The sequence below is a fragment of the Streptomyces sp. NPDC085946 genome, from assembly GCF_044540485.1.
Classification (GTDB): Bacteria; Actinomycetota; Actinomycetes; order Streptomycetales; family Streptomycetaceae; genus Streptomyces.
Window position 1 is genome coordinate 842,485 of sequence record NZ_JBITSF010000001.1, and the last position, 13,872, is coordinate 856,356.

At 73.1% G+C, this 13,872-nt stretch carries 15 protein-coding genes; 9 read left to right on the plus strand and 6 right to left on the minus strand.

Annotated features, from left to right (window positions below):
- The first annotated feature begins 409 nt into the window (after positions 1 to 409).
- The gene (locus tag ACIF8T_RS03750; protein ID WP_400030749.1) at positions 410 to 1,162 is read left to right on the plus strand and encodes an endonuclease/exonuclease/phosphatase family protein; all 753 of its coding nucleotides are present in this window, start codon (positions 410 to 412) and stop codon (positions 1,160 to 1,162) included.
- Between the two features lie 28 nt (positions 1,163 to 1,190).
- Here ACIF8T_RS03750 and ACIF8T_RS03755 read toward each other — a convergent pair whose 3' ends face one another.
- Both ACIF8T_RS03755 and ACIF8T_RS03760 read right to left on the minus strand, forming a co-directional pair.
- Entirely contained in the window at positions 1,191 to 1,841 is a 651-nt protein-coding gene (locus ACIF8T_RS03755) for a hypothetical protein (protein WP_400030751.1), read from the minus strand.
- Positions 1,834 to 2,649 carry an alpha/beta hydrolase gene (locus ACIF8T_RS03760; protein WP_400030753.1) on the minus strand — a complete coding sequence of 272 codons (816 nt, stop codon included), beginning with the start codon at positions 2,647 to 2,649 and terminating at the stop codon, positions 1,834 to 1,836. Before ACIF8T_RS03760 ends, ACIF8T_RS03755 begins: the two co-directional genes overlap by 8 nt.
- 198 nt (positions 2,650 to 2,847) lie before the next feature.
- Here ACIF8T_RS03760 and ACIF8T_RS03765 point away from each other — a divergent pair, with 198 nt between their 5' ends.
- The 5 genes from ACIF8T_RS03765 to ACIF8T_RS03785 all read left to right on the plus strand — a co-directional run bounded on the left by ACIF8T_RS03765 (position 2,848) and on the right by ACIF8T_RS03785 (position 7,797).
- A complete protein-coding gene (locus ACIF8T_RS03765; protein WP_400031486.1) occupies positions 2,848 to 3,624 on the plus strand; it encodes a lysophospholipid acyltransferase family protein in 777 nt (258 codons plus the stop codon).
- Between the two features lie 26 nt (positions 3,625 to 3,650).
- The gene (macS, locus tag ACIF8T_RS03770; protein ID WP_400030755.1) at positions 3,651 to 4,883 is read left to right on the plus strand and encodes a MacS family sensor histidine kinase; all 1,233 of its coding nucleotides are present in this window, start codon (positions 3,651 to 3,653) and stop codon (positions 4,881 to 4,883) included.
- The gene (locus ACIF8T_RS03775) at positions 4,880 to 5,569 is read left to right on the plus strand and encodes a response regulator (RefSeq protein WP_400030757.1); all 690 of its coding nucleotides are present in this window, start codon (positions 4,880 to 4,882) and stop codon (positions 5,567 to 5,569) included. Before macS ends, ACIF8T_RS03775 begins: the two co-directional genes overlap by 4 nt.
- Before the next feature lie 78 nt (positions 5,570 to 5,647).
- A complete protein-coding gene (locus tag ACIF8T_RS03780) occupies positions 5,648 to 6,676 on the plus strand; it encodes an ATP-dependent 6-phosphofructokinase (RefSeq protein ID WP_400030759.1) in 1,029 nt (342 codons plus the stop codon).
- A gap of 125 nt (positions 6,677 to 6,801) precedes the next feature.
- Positions 6,802 to 7,797 (plus strand): 2-hydroxyacid dehydrogenase, encoded by a 996-nt coding sequence (locus ACIF8T_RS03785; RefSeq protein ID WP_400030761.1) that lies wholly within the window; start codon positions 6,802 to 6,804, stop codon positions 7,795 to 7,797.
- On the opposite strand, the gene ACIF8T_RS03790 is transcribed toward ACIF8T_RS03785, so the two are convergent.
- Together ACIF8T_RS03790 and ACIF8T_RS03795 are read right to left on the minus strand one after the other, a co-directional pair.
- Entirely contained in the window at positions 7,749 to 9,629 is a 1,881-nt protein-coding gene (locus ACIF8T_RS03790) for an anthranilate synthase family protein (protein WP_400030762.1), read from the minus strand. The two genes, ACIF8T_RS03785 and ACIF8T_RS03790, sit on opposite strands and share 49 nt — an antisense overlap.
- 97 nt (positions 9,630 to 9,726) lie before the next feature.
- Positions 9,727 to 9,783, minus strand: a complete 57-nt coding sequence (locus tag ACIF8T_RS03795; RefSeq protein WP_225634270.1) for a trp operon leader peptide — start codon at positions 9,781 to 9,783, stop codon at positions 9,727 to 9,729.
- Positions 9,784 to 9,877: 94 nt separating this feature from the next.
- On the opposite strand from ACIF8T_RS03795, the gene ACIF8T_RS03800 reads away from it, so the two are divergent.
- Both ACIF8T_RS03800 and ACIF8T_RS03805 read left to right on the plus strand, forming a co-directional pair.
- Positions 9,878 to 11,230, plus strand: a complete 1,353-nt coding sequence (locus ACIF8T_RS03800; RefSeq protein ID WP_400030764.1) for a class II 3-deoxy-7-phosphoheptulonate synthase — start codon at positions 9,878 to 9,880, stop codon at positions 11,228 to 11,230.
- Positions 11,231 to 11,379: 149 nt separating this feature from the next.
- Entirely contained in the window at positions 11,380 to 11,634 is a 255-nt protein-coding gene (locus ACIF8T_RS03805; RefSeq protein ID WP_400030766.1) for a bacterioferritin-associated ferredoxin, read from the plus strand.
- On the opposite strand, the gene bfr is transcribed toward ACIF8T_RS03805, so the two are convergent.
- Positions 11,631 to 12,110, minus strand: a complete 480-nt coding sequence (bfr, locus tag ACIF8T_RS03810) for a bacterioferritin (protein WP_400030768.1) — start codon at positions 12,108 to 12,110, stop codon at positions 11,631 to 11,633. The two genes, ACIF8T_RS03805 and bfr, sit on opposite strands and share 4 nt — an antisense overlap.
- A 185-nt stretch (positions 12,111 to 12,295) precedes the next feature.
- Here bfr and ACIF8T_RS03815 point away from each other — a divergent pair, with 185 nt between their 5' ends.
- Entirely contained in the window at positions 12,296 to 12,943 is a 648-nt protein-coding gene (locus tag ACIF8T_RS03815; protein ID WP_400030770.1) for a sulfite oxidase-like oxidoreductase, read from the plus strand.
- Positions 12,944 to 12,953: 10 nt separating this feature from the next.
- Here the strand turns inward: ACIF8T_RS03815 and ACIF8T_RS03820 are convergent, their stop codons facing one another.
- Positions 12,954 to 13,832, minus strand: coding sequence for a deoxyribonuclease IV (locus ACIF8T_RS03820; RefSeq protein WP_400030772.1), 879 nt, complete (start codon positions 13,830 to 13,832; stop codon positions 12,954 to 12,956).
- Between the last annotated feature and the right edge of the window lie 40 nt (positions 13,833 to 13,872).

Below are 13,872 nucleotides of genomic sequence, written 5' to 3' on the forward strand. Positions count from 1 at the left end.
GGTGCGCCGAGGTCCTGGCGCCCCAGCGCGGCACCACGGGGGGCGTGGTGGGCGCCGCCGACCGGGCCGGGGAGCCCGACCCGGTCATGTGACACCCCGGCGGGCGGGGAGCCCCCCCCCGCCCCCGCCCCCCCCGGCGAACCGCACCCCCTCAGGGGTGCGGGGACCCGCGCGTCGTCCCACGGCGACGGGCCGCCCGCCGTCGAGCCGTACACCTGTCTTGCTCAGGGGTGCGGGGGCCTGCGCGTCGTCCCACGGCGACGGGCCGCCCGCCGTCGAGCCGCACGCCCGTCTTGCTCAGGGGTGCGCGGACCCGCGCGCCGAGCCACGACGAACGGGGCCCCGCCGAGACGGAGCCCGGCGCCCCGCCCGTCAGGCGCCCCGGCGCCCCACCCCGTAAATTGACGGCATGGCGACACCGCTGCTGCCCAACTCCCGCACCGAACCCGACGGTTCAGCCGTCATCCGCGTCCTCAGCTACAACATCCGTTCGATGAAGGACGACACCGCCGCCCTCGCCCGCGTCATCCGCGCCTGCGCCCCCGACCTGGTCCTCCTCCAGGAGGCCCCCCGCTTCTTCCGCTGGCGCAAGAAGCTCGCCCGCCTCGCCCACGCCGCCGACCTGGTGACCCTCACCGGCGGGGCCACGGCCGCGGGCCCGGCGATCCTGTGCTCCCTGCGGACGACCGTCGAACGCACCGAGGACGTCCTGCTGCCCCTCACCCCCGGCCAGCACCGCCGCGGCCTGGCCACGGCCGTCGTGCGGTTCGGAGGCGCCCGCCTCGGCGTGCTCAGCTGTCACCTGTCGCTCAGGGCGCAGGAGCGCCACGAGCAGGGCGGCCTGCTCCTCGACCGGCTCGCCGCGCTGGGCGTGGAGCACGCGGTCGCCGGCGGCGACCTCAACGAACGCCCGGACGGCCGCGCCTTCCGGCTGCTGGCCGACGGCCTCCAGGACTGCTGGGCCACCGCCCCCTGGGGCGCCGAGCACACCTGGACGCCCGGCGACCCCTACCAGCGGATCGACGCGATCTTCGCGACGAAGGGCATCGAGGTGCTGGGCTGCGGGGTGCCCCTCGGCCAGCCCGGGGTGAGCGAGACGGACCTGAGGGCGGCCACGGACCACTTCCCGGTCCTGGCCGCCCTCAGGGTGCCCGCCGGCTAGCCCGGCGCACGGGCCGGGCCCGCCCGGCTCACACCACCGCGCCGCGCCCCGGGTCGTCGTCGTCCTCGTCGTCCGGCTTCATCCGCAGCACCAGCGCGGCGATCCCGCCGAGGAAGCCGCCGATGCAGAGCGTGGCCAGCCACCACGTCATGTCCCAGCCGAGCAGCACCGCCAGCAGGAGCAGCACCGGTGCGCCCAGCACGCCGAGCCAGGCGAACTTCGCGGTGGCGTCGGCCTCGGGCAGCGGCGGCGGCTCCGGCGGCACGAAGTGCCCCTCGTCGTCCGCGTCGAGGTCCTCGTCGGACGGCTCCGCCGTGGTGTAGTCGCGCGGGCCCGCGGCGCGGCCGGTGCCCACGCCGGGCGCGAAGGCGACCGAACTGCCGAGCGGCCTGGCCGTGCCCGGCTCGTCCCCCTCGGAACCGGCCCCGGGCCCGTCGTCGTCCACCACGGTCCCGGTTCCGGTCCCGGCTCCACCGTCGTCGGACCCGGTCCGGTCGTCGTTGGTCTCGGCCTCCAGGAGCGCCAGGTCCTCGACGGACTTGAAGGGCTTGGCACCCGGCGGGTCCGGCGGCTCCTCGCCGTAGCCGGCGACGATCGCCGCCCAGGCGGCCTCCTCGTCGAGCGGGGCACCCTTCTCGTCCGGCTCGCGGTCCTCGCGGTCGGAGTCGTGCTCAGCCACCTGCGGTCGTCCCTTCCATGCCGAGAGCGGGCTCCCCGTCGGGACGCGGATCCGTGCCGGAGCCGGGTGCCAGCCGGTCGATGAACGCGGCGCTCTCCGAGTGGATCCGCCCCGCGTCGTGGTCCAACGTCGCCACGTGGTAGCTCTGTTCCAGCAGGACCTCCGTCACGTCCGTCGACGAGACCCGGCCGAGGATACGGGCCGAGTCGGCCGGCGGCACGACGTGGTCCATCGGACTGCGCATCAGCAGCAGCGGCTGGGTGACCTGCGGCAGCTCGCGGTCGACGAGCCGGAAGAAGGCCCGCAGCGAGTGCGCCGCGTGCAGCGGCACCCGGTCGTAGCCCAGCTCCGTGACGTCCGGCTTGGCGATGTCGTCGGCGATGCCCCGGGTGGCGGGCACCAGGTGACGGACCACCGGAAGGGCGTGCTGCGCCAGGCCGTGCATCCTGTTCGCCGGGTTGACGACCATGACGCCGGCGACCGCGTCGCCGTGCCGGGCGGCCAGCCGCAGGGCGAGCGCCCCGCCCATGGACAGCCCGGCCACGAACACCGTCGCGCAGCGCTCGCGCAGCAGCCGCAGCTCGCGGTCCACCTCCGCGTACCAGTCCTGCCAGCCGGTGATCCGCAGGTCCTCCCAGCGCGTGCCGTGCCCGGGCAGCAGCGGCAGCGAGACGGTCAGGCCGCGGGCGGCGAGGTGCTCCGCCCAGGGGCGCAGCGACCGGGGCGAACCGGTGAAGCCGTGGCAGAGCAGGACGGCGGTCTCAGAGCCGGCGTGGCGCAGCGGCTCGGCTCCGGGCAGCAGCGGCACCTTCGGCCTCCTGTTCGTCGAGTGCGGCAAAGGCGGCAAAGGGGGTCGGGCGGGTGTGAAGGGACCGGCACATCGTGCGCGGGCCTTCACCGTACGCGACCGTACTGACACCGACCAGGGTCGTCGGCGCCATTGACGGCGCTCCGGGTTATGGTCTGATCCACAGACACAGGAGGCACTCGGTTGTTGTACGGCGCGATGAAGGTCACCATCGGAGGGCCGCTGAAGCTCGCCTTCCGGCCCTGGGTGGAGGGCCTGGAGAACGTTCCCGCCGAGGGCCCCGCGATCCTGGCGAGCAACCACCTGTCGTTCTCCGACTCGTTCTTCCTGCCCGCGGTCCTCGACCGCAAGGTCACCTTCATCGCGAAGGCCGAGTACTTCACCACGCCCGGCGTGAAGGGCCGGCTGACCGCCGCCTTCTTCAAGGGCGTCGGCCAGCTCCCCGTGGACCGTTCCGGCGCGCGCGGCGCGGGCGAGGCCGCGATCAAGAGCGGCATAGAGGTGCTGGAGCGCGGCGAGCTGTTCGGCATCTACCCGGAGGGCACCCGCTCGCCCGACGGCCGGCTGTACCGCGGCAAGCCGGGCGGCCTCGCGCGCGTGGCGCTCGCCACCGGCGCGCCCGTCATCCCGGTCGCCATGATCGACACGGAGAAGATCCAGCCGCCCGGCAAGGTCGTGCCGAAGCTGATGCGGCCGGGCATCCGGATCGGCAAGCCCCTGGACTTCAGCCGCTACCAGGGCATGGAGCACGACCGGTTCGTGCTGCGCGCGGTGACCGACGAGGTCATGTACGAGATCATGAACCTCTCCGGCCAGGAGTACGTCGACATGTACGCGACCGCCATGAAGCGGCAGCTCGCGGAGGAGGCGAAGGCCGGGAAGGAAGCGGAGAAGGCGGCCAGGGCCGCGCTCGCGCGGGCGGAGAAGGAACAGGCCGAGAAGGAGAAGGCCGAGAAGCGGCGGTCCGAGCCCTAGCCGGGCCGGGTCCGGGGGGTGGGGGAATGGCCAGGCGCGAGAAGGTCACGAGGATGTCGGTCGAGCAGCCGCTGTGGCGTGCGCTCACCGGCTACCGGGTGCTGACGACGGTGTACGCGGTCGGCCTGTTCGCCACCGCCTACGAGGAGTTCGTCCGGCCCTGGCTCGCCGTCGCCTACTTCGCCGTGCTGTGCGTCTGGACCCTGGCCACCCTGCCCCGGCTCGCGAACGCCGCCCGCTGCACCAGGGGCTTCCTCGCCGCCGACCTCACCCTCGCGGTCACCGGTATCCTGCTCACGCCGCTGGCCGACGCCCCCGAGCGGATCCACGCGGGCGGCCCGACGCTGCCGTCGATCTGGACGGCCGGCTCGGTGCTGGCCTTCGCCATCAAGGGCGGCTGGCGCTGGGCGGCCCTCGCCTCCACCCTCGTCGCCGTCGCCAACCTGGTCGAACGCGGCAGCCCGGCCCGCGACACCGTCCACAACGTGATCCTGGTCTGGGTCGCCTCCATCGCCATCGGGTACGTCGTCGAGGTCGCCCGCGCCTCCGAACGCACCCTCGCCCGCGCCCTGGAGATCGAGGCCGCCACGCGGGAGCGGGAGCGGCTCGCGCGGGACATCCACGACAGCGTGCTCCAGGTGCTGGCCATGGTGAAGCGGCGCGGGACCGCGCTCGGCGGCGAGGCGGCCGAGCTGGGCCGGCTGGCCGGCGAGCAGGAGGTCGCCCTGCGCACCTTGGTCTCCGGCGGGCTGGTGCCCGTCTCCCGGGCGTCGCGGGACGCCGCCGAGGGAGCGGTCGTCCGGGCCGCCGGCGAACCCGACGCGGACGGCCCGGCCGACCTGCGCGCGCTGCTCGCCCCGTACGCCGGGGCCCGGGTCAGCCTCGCCGAGCCCGGCGCGCCGGTGACCCTGGCGCCGCGCGCCGCCCGGGAGGTGGCGGCCGCGGTCGGGGCCGCCCTGGACAACGTGAGCAGGCACGCCGGGGAGCACGCGCGCGCGTGGATCCTGGTCGAGGACGAGCCGGACGAGGTGATCGTCACCGTCCGGGACGACGGACCCGGCATCCCGCGGGGCCGGCTCGCCCAGGCCGAGGGCGAGGGCCGGCTCGGGGTGGCCCAGTCGATCCGGGGACGGCTGCGGGACCTGGGCGGCAGCGCCGAGCTGGTCTCGGTGCCGGGGCAGGGCACCGAGGTCGAACTGAGGGTGCCCAAGGACACGAGCGACACGCACGGGACACGGGGGAAGGCGGAGCGGCGATGACGGACGCCACGCAGGACCGGCAGGACACGATCAGGGTGATGGTGGTCGACGACCACCCCATGTGGCGCGACGCCGTCGCCCGCGACCTGGCCGAGTCCGGCTTCGAGGTGGTCGCCACCGCGGGCGACGGCGAGCAGGCCGTCCGCCGCGCCAAGGCCGCCGCCCCCGACGTCCTGGTGCTCGACCTGAACCTGCCCGGCAAGCCCGGCGTGCAGGTCTGCAAGGAGGTCGTCGCCGCCGACCCGGCGGTGCGGGTGCTGGTGCTGTCGGCGAGCGGGGAGCACGCCGACGTGCTGGAGGCGGTCAAGTCCGGCGCGACCGGCTACCTGCTGAAGTCGGCCTCCACCGAGGAGCTCCAGGACGCGGTGCGCCGCACGGCCGCCGGCGATCCGGTCTTCACCCCGGGCCTGGCCGGCCTGGTCCTCGGCGAGTACCGCCGCCTCGCCTCCGAACCCGCCCCCGCGCAGGGCACCGACGCACCGGGGGCGCCCCGGCTGACCGAGCGCGAGACCGAGGTGCTGCGCCTGGTCGCCAAGGGCCTGAGCTACAAGCAGATCGCCGAACGGCTCGTCATCTCCCACCGCACGGTGCAGAACCACGTCCAGAACACCCTCGGCAAACTCCAGCTCCACAACCGCGTGGAGCTGGTCCGGTACGCGATAGAGCGCGGCCTCGACGACGACTGACCCGGCGCGTGCGGCCGTGCGGGCGCCGATTCCTCGTTAGCGTGGAAGGAGCGGACACCGCGGCGAAGGGACCTGCCCATGCGAGTCGGAGTACTGACCGGGGGCCGCGACTGCCCCGGTCTCAACGCTGTCATCCGCGCTCTCGTCCGCAAGGGCGTCCAGGAGTACGGCCACGACTTCACCGGCTTCCGGGACGGCTGGCTCGGGGTGCTGGAGGACGAGACCGTCCCCCTCGGCATCCCCGCGGTGCGCGGCATCCTGCCCCGCGGCGGCACCGTCCTCGGCTCCTCGCGCACCGATCCGTTCCGGCACGAGGGCGCCGTCGCGCGGATCAGGGAGAACCTGGCCGGGCACGGGATCGAGGGACTCGTCGTCATCGGCGGGGCGGACACCCTGGGCGTGGCGGCGCGCCTGTGGCAGGAGCACGGCGTGCCGTGCGTCGGCGTGCCGAAGACCATAGACAACGACATGGCCGCGACGGACCGCACGATCGGCTTCGACACGGCCGTCAACACCGCGGTCGCGGCGATCGACCGGCTGCACACCACCGCCGAGTCCCACATGCGGGTGCTCGTCGTCGAGGTGATGGGGCGCAACGCCGGCTGGATCGCGGTCCACTCCGGCCTGGCCGGCGGCGCCAACGTCGTCCTCATCCCCGAGCAGCCCTTCGACCTCGACCAGGTCTGCGCCTGGGTGACCTCCCGGTTCCGGGCCACGTACGCCCCGATCGTGGTGGTCGCCGAGGGGGCCCGGCCCAGCAGCGGCGACCTGGTGTTCACGGGCGACTCGCCGGGCACCGGCAACCCGGTGCCCCTCTCCGGTGTCGGCGAGTGGCTCGCGGTGGAGATCGAGAAGCGGACCGGCAAGGAGGCCCGGACGACCGTGCTGGGCCACGTCCAGCGCGGCGGCAGCCCGAGCGCCTCCGACCGCTGGCTCGCCACCCGCTTCGGTCTGCACGCCGTCGACTGCGTCCACGAGGGCGACTTCGGCACGATGGTCGCCCTGCGGGGCACGGACGTCGTCCGCGTGCCCCTCACGGAGGCCACGGCCCGGCTGAAGAAGGTCGACCCGCGGCTGTACGAGGAGATCGGCGTGTTCTTCGGCTGAGCCGGCGTCGCCCCGGGCGGGACGCGGGTACCCGCCCCACCGCGCATCCGCCGTGCCCCCCCCGTGCCCGCCGTGTCCGCCCTGTCCGGCGGACACGGTCCACCTCTCAGGAAGGAACCCACCCCGTGGAGATCCTCGCCTTCGGCGTGCAGGCCGACGAGCAGCCACTGATCGAGCGGGCTTTCGCCGGGCACCACCCGGTCCGCTGCCTGGACGTCTTCCTCAACGAGGACACCGCCCCCATCGCCGCCGGCCACGAGGCGATCTCCACCAGCGTCAACTGCGACCTGGGCCCCCGCGTCCTGGAGGCCCTCGCCGCCGGCGGCACCCGGATGACCGCCCAGCGCTCCACCGGCTTCAACAACATCGACCTGGCCGTCGCCGAGCGCCTCGGCATGACCATCGCGCGGGTGTCGTCGTACTCCCCGTACTCGGTCGCCGAGTTCGCCTGGACCCTGGCCATGGCGGTCAACCGCCGGGTGGTCCGCGCCTCCACCCGCACCCGCGACTTCGACTTCCGGCTCGACGGCCTGATGGGCCGCGACCTGCACGGCCGCACCGCGGGCGTGCTGGGCACCGGGAAGATCGGCGAGGCGTTCACCCGGATCGCGCACGGCTTCGGCATGCGGCTGCTCGGCTGGGACGTCGTGGAGAACCCCGCCTGCCTGGAGCTCGGCATGCGGTACGTCACCAAGGAGCAGCTGCTCGCCGAGTCCGACCTGGTCAGCCTGCACGTCCCCCTCCTGCCGCAGACGCAGCACCTGATCGACGCCGACGCCCTGAAGGCGATGAAGGACGACGCGATCCTGGTGAACTCCAGCCGCGGCGGCCTCGTCGACACCGCCGCCCTGGTCACCGAGCTGCGCGCGGGCCGCTTCACGGGCGTCGGCCTCGACGTGTACGAGGCCGAGGCGGGCCTGTTCTTCCTCGACAAGTCCCTGGAGGCCATCGCCGACGACACCCTGGCCCGCCTCGTCACCTTCCCCAACGTCCTGGTCACCTCCCACCAGGCGTACTACACGCGCGAGGCGGTCGGCCAGATCGTCGAGACGACGGTGCGCAACGTCCTGGACTACACGGCCGGCCGCCGCTCGGAGAACGTGCTGGTGCCGCGCAGCTGACCCATCAGCTCCCGCACGATGGCGGCGCCGTCGAGCGTCAGCACCGACTCCGGGTGGAACTGCACCCCGGCGAAGGAGGGCCCGCGCAGCGCGTGCACCTCCCCGTTCGCCGCCCGGCTGACCTCGATGCCGCGCGCGGCCAGCTCCGCGGCGGTCCCGTCGTCGCAGCGCGCCGTGAAGCTGTTGTAGAAGCCGACCGTCTCCGTGCGCCCGAACAGGTCGACGGCCGTCTGCGCGCCCTGGTACGGGACGTCCTTGCGGACGATGTCCAGGCCCAGCTCGGCCGCGATCAGCTCGTGCCCGAGGCAGACGCCGAGGACGCCGTGCCGGTGCGTCCGGAGCGCCTCGGCGGCCAGCCCGCGCAGGAACCGCATCCTGGGGTCGTGCGGGTCGCCCGGGTCGCCGGGACCGGGGCCCAGGACGAGCGGCCCGTCGTGCCCGAGCACCGCCGCGCGCAGCCCGGGCTCGTCGTGGCGCCGGACGGTGACGTCCAGTCCGCCAGCGCGCAGCAGGTGCGCCAGCATCGCCGTGAAGGTGTCCTCCCCGTCGACCACCAGGGCGTGCCCGCCCGGCGCGTCCGAGCGCTCCTGCATCCGCAGCCAGAACGGCGCCAGCGAGGCCCGGCGGCCGTCCAGCGCGGCCCGCACCCGGGGGTCGTCGGCGAGCCGGGGCCGTACGGCCTCCCCGCGCGGCCGCCGGGGGCGGACCCCGAGCGCCGCCAGCACCCCGGCCGCCTTGGCGTGGGTCTCGGCGACCTCGCCCGCCGGGTCCGAGCCGCGCACCAGCGTGGCGCCGACCGGCACCCGCAGCCGCCCGCCGGCGTCGATGTCGGCGGTCCGGATGAGGATGGGGGAGTCCAGCGTCTGGGCGCCGCCCGGGTCCCGGCCGAGGAGCGCGAGGGCACCGGCGTAGTAGCCCCGGCCGCCGGCCTCGTGCCGCTCGATCACCCGGCAGGCGTTCTGCACCGGCGACCCGGTGACGGTCGCCGCGAACATGGTCTCCTTCAGCACCTCCCGCACGTCCAGCGAGGACCGGCCGCGCAGCTCGTACTCGGTGTGCGCGAGGTGCGCCATCTCCCTCAGCCGCGGCCCGACGACGACCCCGCCCATGTCGCCGACGGTGCACATCATCTTCAGCTCCTCGTCGACGACCATCGACAGCTCCTCGATCTCCTTGCCGTCGGCGAGGAAGCGGAGCAGGTGCTCGGGGGTCGGGCCCCCGTCGGGATAGCGGTAGGTCCCGCTGATCGGGTTCATGACGACCGTGCCGCCGGACATCCGCACGTGCACCTCCGGGCTCGCCCCGACCAGCGTCCGGTCGCCGGTGTGCACCACGAACGTCCAGTACGCGCCCCGCTCGCCCTCCAGCAGCCGCCGGAACAGCGCCAGCGCGTCGGCCCGCCCGAACCCGGGGATCCGGCCCTGGTAGGTGCGCCGGATGACGAAGTTCGCGCCCTCGCCCCGCCCGATCTCCTCGCGCAGCACCCGCCCGACGATCCGCGCGTACTCCTCGTCGCCGACGTCGAAGCCGCCGCCCTCGACGCGCACGTCGTGGGCGGGCAGCCGGTCCAGGGCCTCGGCCAGCGGGATCTCGTACCGCTCCTCGGGCGTCAGCACCAGCAGCGGGGTGCCGTCGTCGCGCACGTCGAAGCCGCGCTCGCGGATCTGGCGGAAGGGCACCAGGGCCAGGCCCTCGTCGGGCAGGTCGGCGAGGCGGTCGCGTGCGGACACCGGGCCGAGCAGCAGCTCCACGGTGTTCCCGTCGCGCCCCGGGGTGCGGCGGTGCAGCAGGGCGAAGGGGCGGGGATCGTCGGTCAGGTCGAGCAGGTTCATCGTCGTGCTCCCTCGGTGGAGGAGAGACGACCCCGGAGCCGGAGAACACCGAAGGCCGCCTCTCGGGCGGCCTTCGCGAAGTCGTGCGTACGCGCAGTCAGTGGGCCGCCGGAGGAGCGGTCCACCACCAGTTCTGGGTCGAGTGCGCGAACATACGGCGCACCCTACCCCATGCCCGGACCGTATCCGGCGTCTCAATTCCTGGGCATCGGCCGGAAGCCCGGACATCACCCCGTAATGTTGAGGGCGTGACCGTGAACGCTAAGACCAGCCCGACCGCTGGCAACACCTGGCGAGACCTGCCCGCGGCGCAGCAGCCCGAGTACCCCGACCCCGAGGCTCTGCGCGCAGTGATCGCGGACCTCGAGTCGTATCCGCCGCTCGTCTTCGCGGGCGAGTGCGACCAGCTGCGCGCCCGGATGGCGGCCGTCGCCAAGGGAGAGGCGTTCCTCCTCCAGGGCGGCGACTGCGCCGAGGCCTTCGACGCGGTGTCCGCCGACCACATCCGCAACAAGCTGAAGACCCTGCTCCAGATGGGCGCGGTCCTGACCTACGCGGCCTCCGTGCCGGTCGTGAAGGTCGGCCGGATCGCCGGCCAGTACTCCAAGCCGCGCTCCAAGCCGACCGAGACCCGCGACGGCGTGACGCTGCCGACCTACCGCGGCGACTCCGTCAACGGCTTCGAGTTCACCGAGGCGGCCCGCGTCCCGGACCCCGAGCGCCTGAAGCGGATGTACCACGCGTCCGCCTCCACGCTGAACCTGGTGCGCGCCTTCACCACCGGCGGCTACGCCGACCTGCGCCAGGTGCACGCCTGGAACCAGGACTTCGTGAGGTCGTCGCCGTCCGGGCAGCGCTACGAGCAGCTGGCCCGCGAGATCGACCAGGCGCTCAACTTCATGCACGCCTGCGGGGCCGACCCGGAGGAGTTCAAGACCGTCGAGTTCTTCTCCTCGCACGAGGCGCTGCTGCTCGACTACGAGTCGGCGCTGACCCGCGTCGACTCGCGCACCGGGCAGCTGTACGACGTCTCCGCGCACATGGTGTGGATCGGCGAGCGCACCCGGCAGCTGGACCACGCGCACATCGAGTTCGCCTCGCGGATCCGCAACCCGATCGGCATCAAGCTCGGCCCGACCACGACGGCCGAGGAGGCGCTGCAGTACATCGAGCGCCTGGACCCCGAGCGGGAGCCGGGCCGGCTGACCTTCATCGTCCGCATGGGCGCCGACAAGGTCCGCGACAAGCTGCCCGAGCTGGTCGAGAAGGTCACCGCCTCGGGCGCGACCGTGGCCTGGGTGACCGACCCGATGCACGGCAACACCTTCGAGGCGGCCTCCGGGCACAAGACCCGCCGCTTCGACGACGTGCTCGACGAGGTCAAGGGCTTCTTCGAGGTCCACAAGGCCCTCGGCACCCACCCGGGCGGCATCCACGTCGAGCTGACCGGTGACGACGTCACCGAGTGCGTGGGCGGCGGCGACGAGATCTTCGTCGACGACCTGCACCAGCGCTACGAGACGGCCTGCGACCCGCGGCTCAACCGCAGCCAGTCGCTGGACCTGGCGTTCCTCGTCGCGGAGATGTACCGGGACCAGTAGCCCGGTCGCCCGTCACCAGCCCGGGAGTGGGGCGCGGATCACATACGATCCGCGCCCCCTCCCGCTTTTGCGGCACCTGCGCCATGGGTAAGGTTAGGTTTGCCTCACCGACCAGTCGGGACGGGCACCACCGACGATCCCGGCAGGAGGTGAACCGCGTGTACGTCTGCAGTTGCTTCGGCATCACCGAGCAGCAGGTCAAGCAGCACGCGGACAACGGCGCCTGCACGCCCCGCCAGATAGCCTCCGCCTGCAAGGCGGGCACGGACTGCGGGTCGTGCGTGCGCCGGATCCAGGCGCTGCTGGGCAGGGGTGCGTACCCGCGCCGTGAGCCGGCCGGCCAGGGGGAGCCGGTGCTGGCCGGGCCGGAGGAGCGGGGCGAGTTCGAAGAGGCCGCCGTCTAGCTCTCCGGCTGCTCGATCAGCTGCGCCAGGTAGAGCGCCTCACCGAGCTTCTCGATCAGTTCGAGCTGGGTGTCCAGGTAGTCGATGTGGTGCTCCTCGTCGGCGAGGATGGTCTCGAAGATGTTGGCCGAGGTGATGTCGCCCTTCTCCCGCATCACCTGGATGCCGCGCCTGAGCCGGTCGATCGCCTCGACCTCGACCTGCCGGTCCGCCTGGAACATCTCCGTGACGGTCTGCCCCACGCGCACGTGGAAGAGCCGCTGGTAGTTCGGCAGCCCCTCCAGGAACAGGATCCGGTCGGTGAGCACCTCGGCGTGCTTCATCTCGTCGAAGGACTCGTGCCGGGTGTACTTCGCGAGCTTCGTCCAGCCGAAGTTCTCCTGCATCTTCGCGTGCAGGAAGTACTGGTTGATGGCGGTCAGCTCACCGGTGAGCTGCTCGTTCAGGAATTCGATGACCTCGGGGTCGCCCTGCATCGCAGAGGCTCCTTCCAACCGGTGGGTACTGGCGGGTTGCGCCGCATGATTCCACCGGTGGTGAAGATCGTCCAGTAAGTCTTCACTTAGTAAGTAAGTGCTGGCTTAGTCATGCTTGTTGCTTATTGTCCGAATACGGGTGGGCCCGGTCCTGTGCATCCCCCGAGGTCTGTCAGGATGGAGTCATGGGTCAGCCGGCAGAGCGCGGATCGGGAGCGCGTGGTTCAGGAGGAGGGGCACAGTTCGAGCTTCCGCCGGGGCAGCGGGTGCAGAAGGGCTGGCCGGTCACGCACTACGGACCGGTCCCGAAGTTCCGCCCGGAGCGCTGGGAGTTCCGGGTCTTCGGCGCCACCGCCGACGGCGCGAAGCACTGCTGGACCCACGAGGAGTTCACCGCCCTCCCCTACCGGACGGTCGTCGCCGACCTGCACTGCGTCACGAAGTTCAGCATGCTCGGCGCCGAGTGGGGCGGCATCCCGGCGCACACCATCCTCGACATCGCCCCGCCCGCGCCCGACGTCACCCATGTGATGGTGTGGGCCGAGTACGGGTTCAGCTCCAACCTGCGGCTGTCGGACTTCGCCTCGGAGCGCACCCTGTTCGCCACCCACAAGGACGGCGAACTGCTCACCGCCGAGCACGGCTTCCCGCTGCGCCTGGTCGTCCCGCACCTGTACGCCTGGAAGGGCCCCAAGTGGGTCCGCGGCGTGGAGTACATGACCGCCGACCGCCGCGGCTTCTGGGAGGAGCGCGGCTACCACAACATCGGCGATCCGTGGAAGGAACAGCGCTACTCCTACCAGGAGGAGCCCGGGGAGGGCCCCGACCTCTGAGCGGCCCGCCTCACGGGTCCCGCAGCTTCTTCAGCCGCTCCACGTCCGCCGCGTGCCCCTCCTTGCCGCCGGGCGTCTCGATGACCAGCGGCACGCCCTCGGTCGCGGGGTGCGTCATCAGCGCCCGGAACGCGTCCTCGCCGATGTGGCCGGCGCCGATGTTGGCGTGCCGGTCCTTGTGCGCGCCGACCACGTCCTTGGAGTCGTTGGCGTGGATCAGCTTCAGCCGGCCCTCGCCGACGGTCTCCACCAGCAGGTCCAGGGTCTGGTGCATGCCGCTGGGCCCGGTCAGGTCGTGGCCGGCCGCGAAGATGTGGCAGGTGTCCAGGCAGACCCCCAGCTTCGGATGGGCGTCCAGCGCCTCGAAGTAGGGCCCGAAGTCCCAGGTCCGCGAGCACAGCGAGGCGCCCTGGCCGGCCGTCGACTCCAGCAGCAGGTACGGGTCGTCGTCGTGGGTGAGCTCGTCCAGCAGCGGCAGCAGGTGCTCCCGCACCTGCCGCAGCGCCACCGACCGCTCCCGGCCGCCGGTCGCGCTGCCGGTGTGCACCACCACGCCCAGCGCGCCGATCTCCCGGCCGCGCCGCAGCGAGTGCCGCAGCGACTCCACCGACCGCTCCACCGTCGCCTCGGTGTGCGAACCGAAGTTGATCAGGTACGGGGCGTGCACGTACGCCGGGATCGACTCGGCCGCGCACGCCGCGCGGAAGGCCTCGTCCTGCTTCGGGTTGCCGGCGGGGGTGGCCCAGCCGCGCGGGTTGGCGACGAAGACCTGCACGGCCTCCGCCTTCAGCTCGCGGGCGTAGGACAGGCCGACGGAGTGCAGGCCGCCGGCCACGGGGACGTGGCCGCCGACGGGGTTGCGCGGGCGGCCGGACTGCTCACTGTTCACCCGTTCAGGGTGTCATGCGGCAGGCCCCGCACGGCCGCCG

What these genes read in the sequence shown, in the direction of transcription:
- ACIF8T_RS03750 (WP_400030749.1), top strand. Translation starts at nt 410, where the DNA reads ATGGCGACACCGCTGCTGCCCAACTCCCGCACCGAACCCGACGGTTCA.
- ACIF8T_RS03765 (WP_400031486.1), top strand. Translation starts at nt 2,848, where the DNA reads ATGAAGGTCACCATCGGAGGGCCGCTGAAGCTCGCCTTCCGGCCCTGG.
- macS (WP_400030755.1), top strand. Translation starts at nt 3,651, where the DNA reads ATGGCCAGGCGCGAGAAGGTCACGAGGATGTCGGTCGAGCAGCCGCTG.
- ACIF8T_RS03775 (WP_400030757.1), top strand. Translation starts at nt 4,880, where the DNA reads ATGACGGACGCCACGCAGGACCGGCAGGACACGATCAGGGTGATGGTG.
- ACIF8T_RS03780 (WP_400030759.1), top strand. Translation starts at nt 5,648, where the DNA reads ATGCGAGTCGGAGTACTGACCGGGGGCCGCGACTGCCCCGGTCTCAAC.
- ACIF8T_RS03790 (WP_400030762.1), bottom strand. Translation starts at nt 9,629, where the DNA reads ATGAACCTGCTCGACCTGACCGACGATCCCCGCCCCTTCGCCCTGCTG.
- bfr (WP_400030768.1), bottom strand. Translation starts at nt 12,110, where the DNA reads ATGCAGGGCGACCCCGAGGTCATCGAATTCCTGAACGAGCAGCTCACC.
- ACIF8T_RS03815 (WP_400030770.1), top strand. Translation starts at nt 12,296, where the DNA reads ATGGGTCAGCCGGCAGAGCGCGGATCGGGAGCGCGTGGTTCAGGAGGA.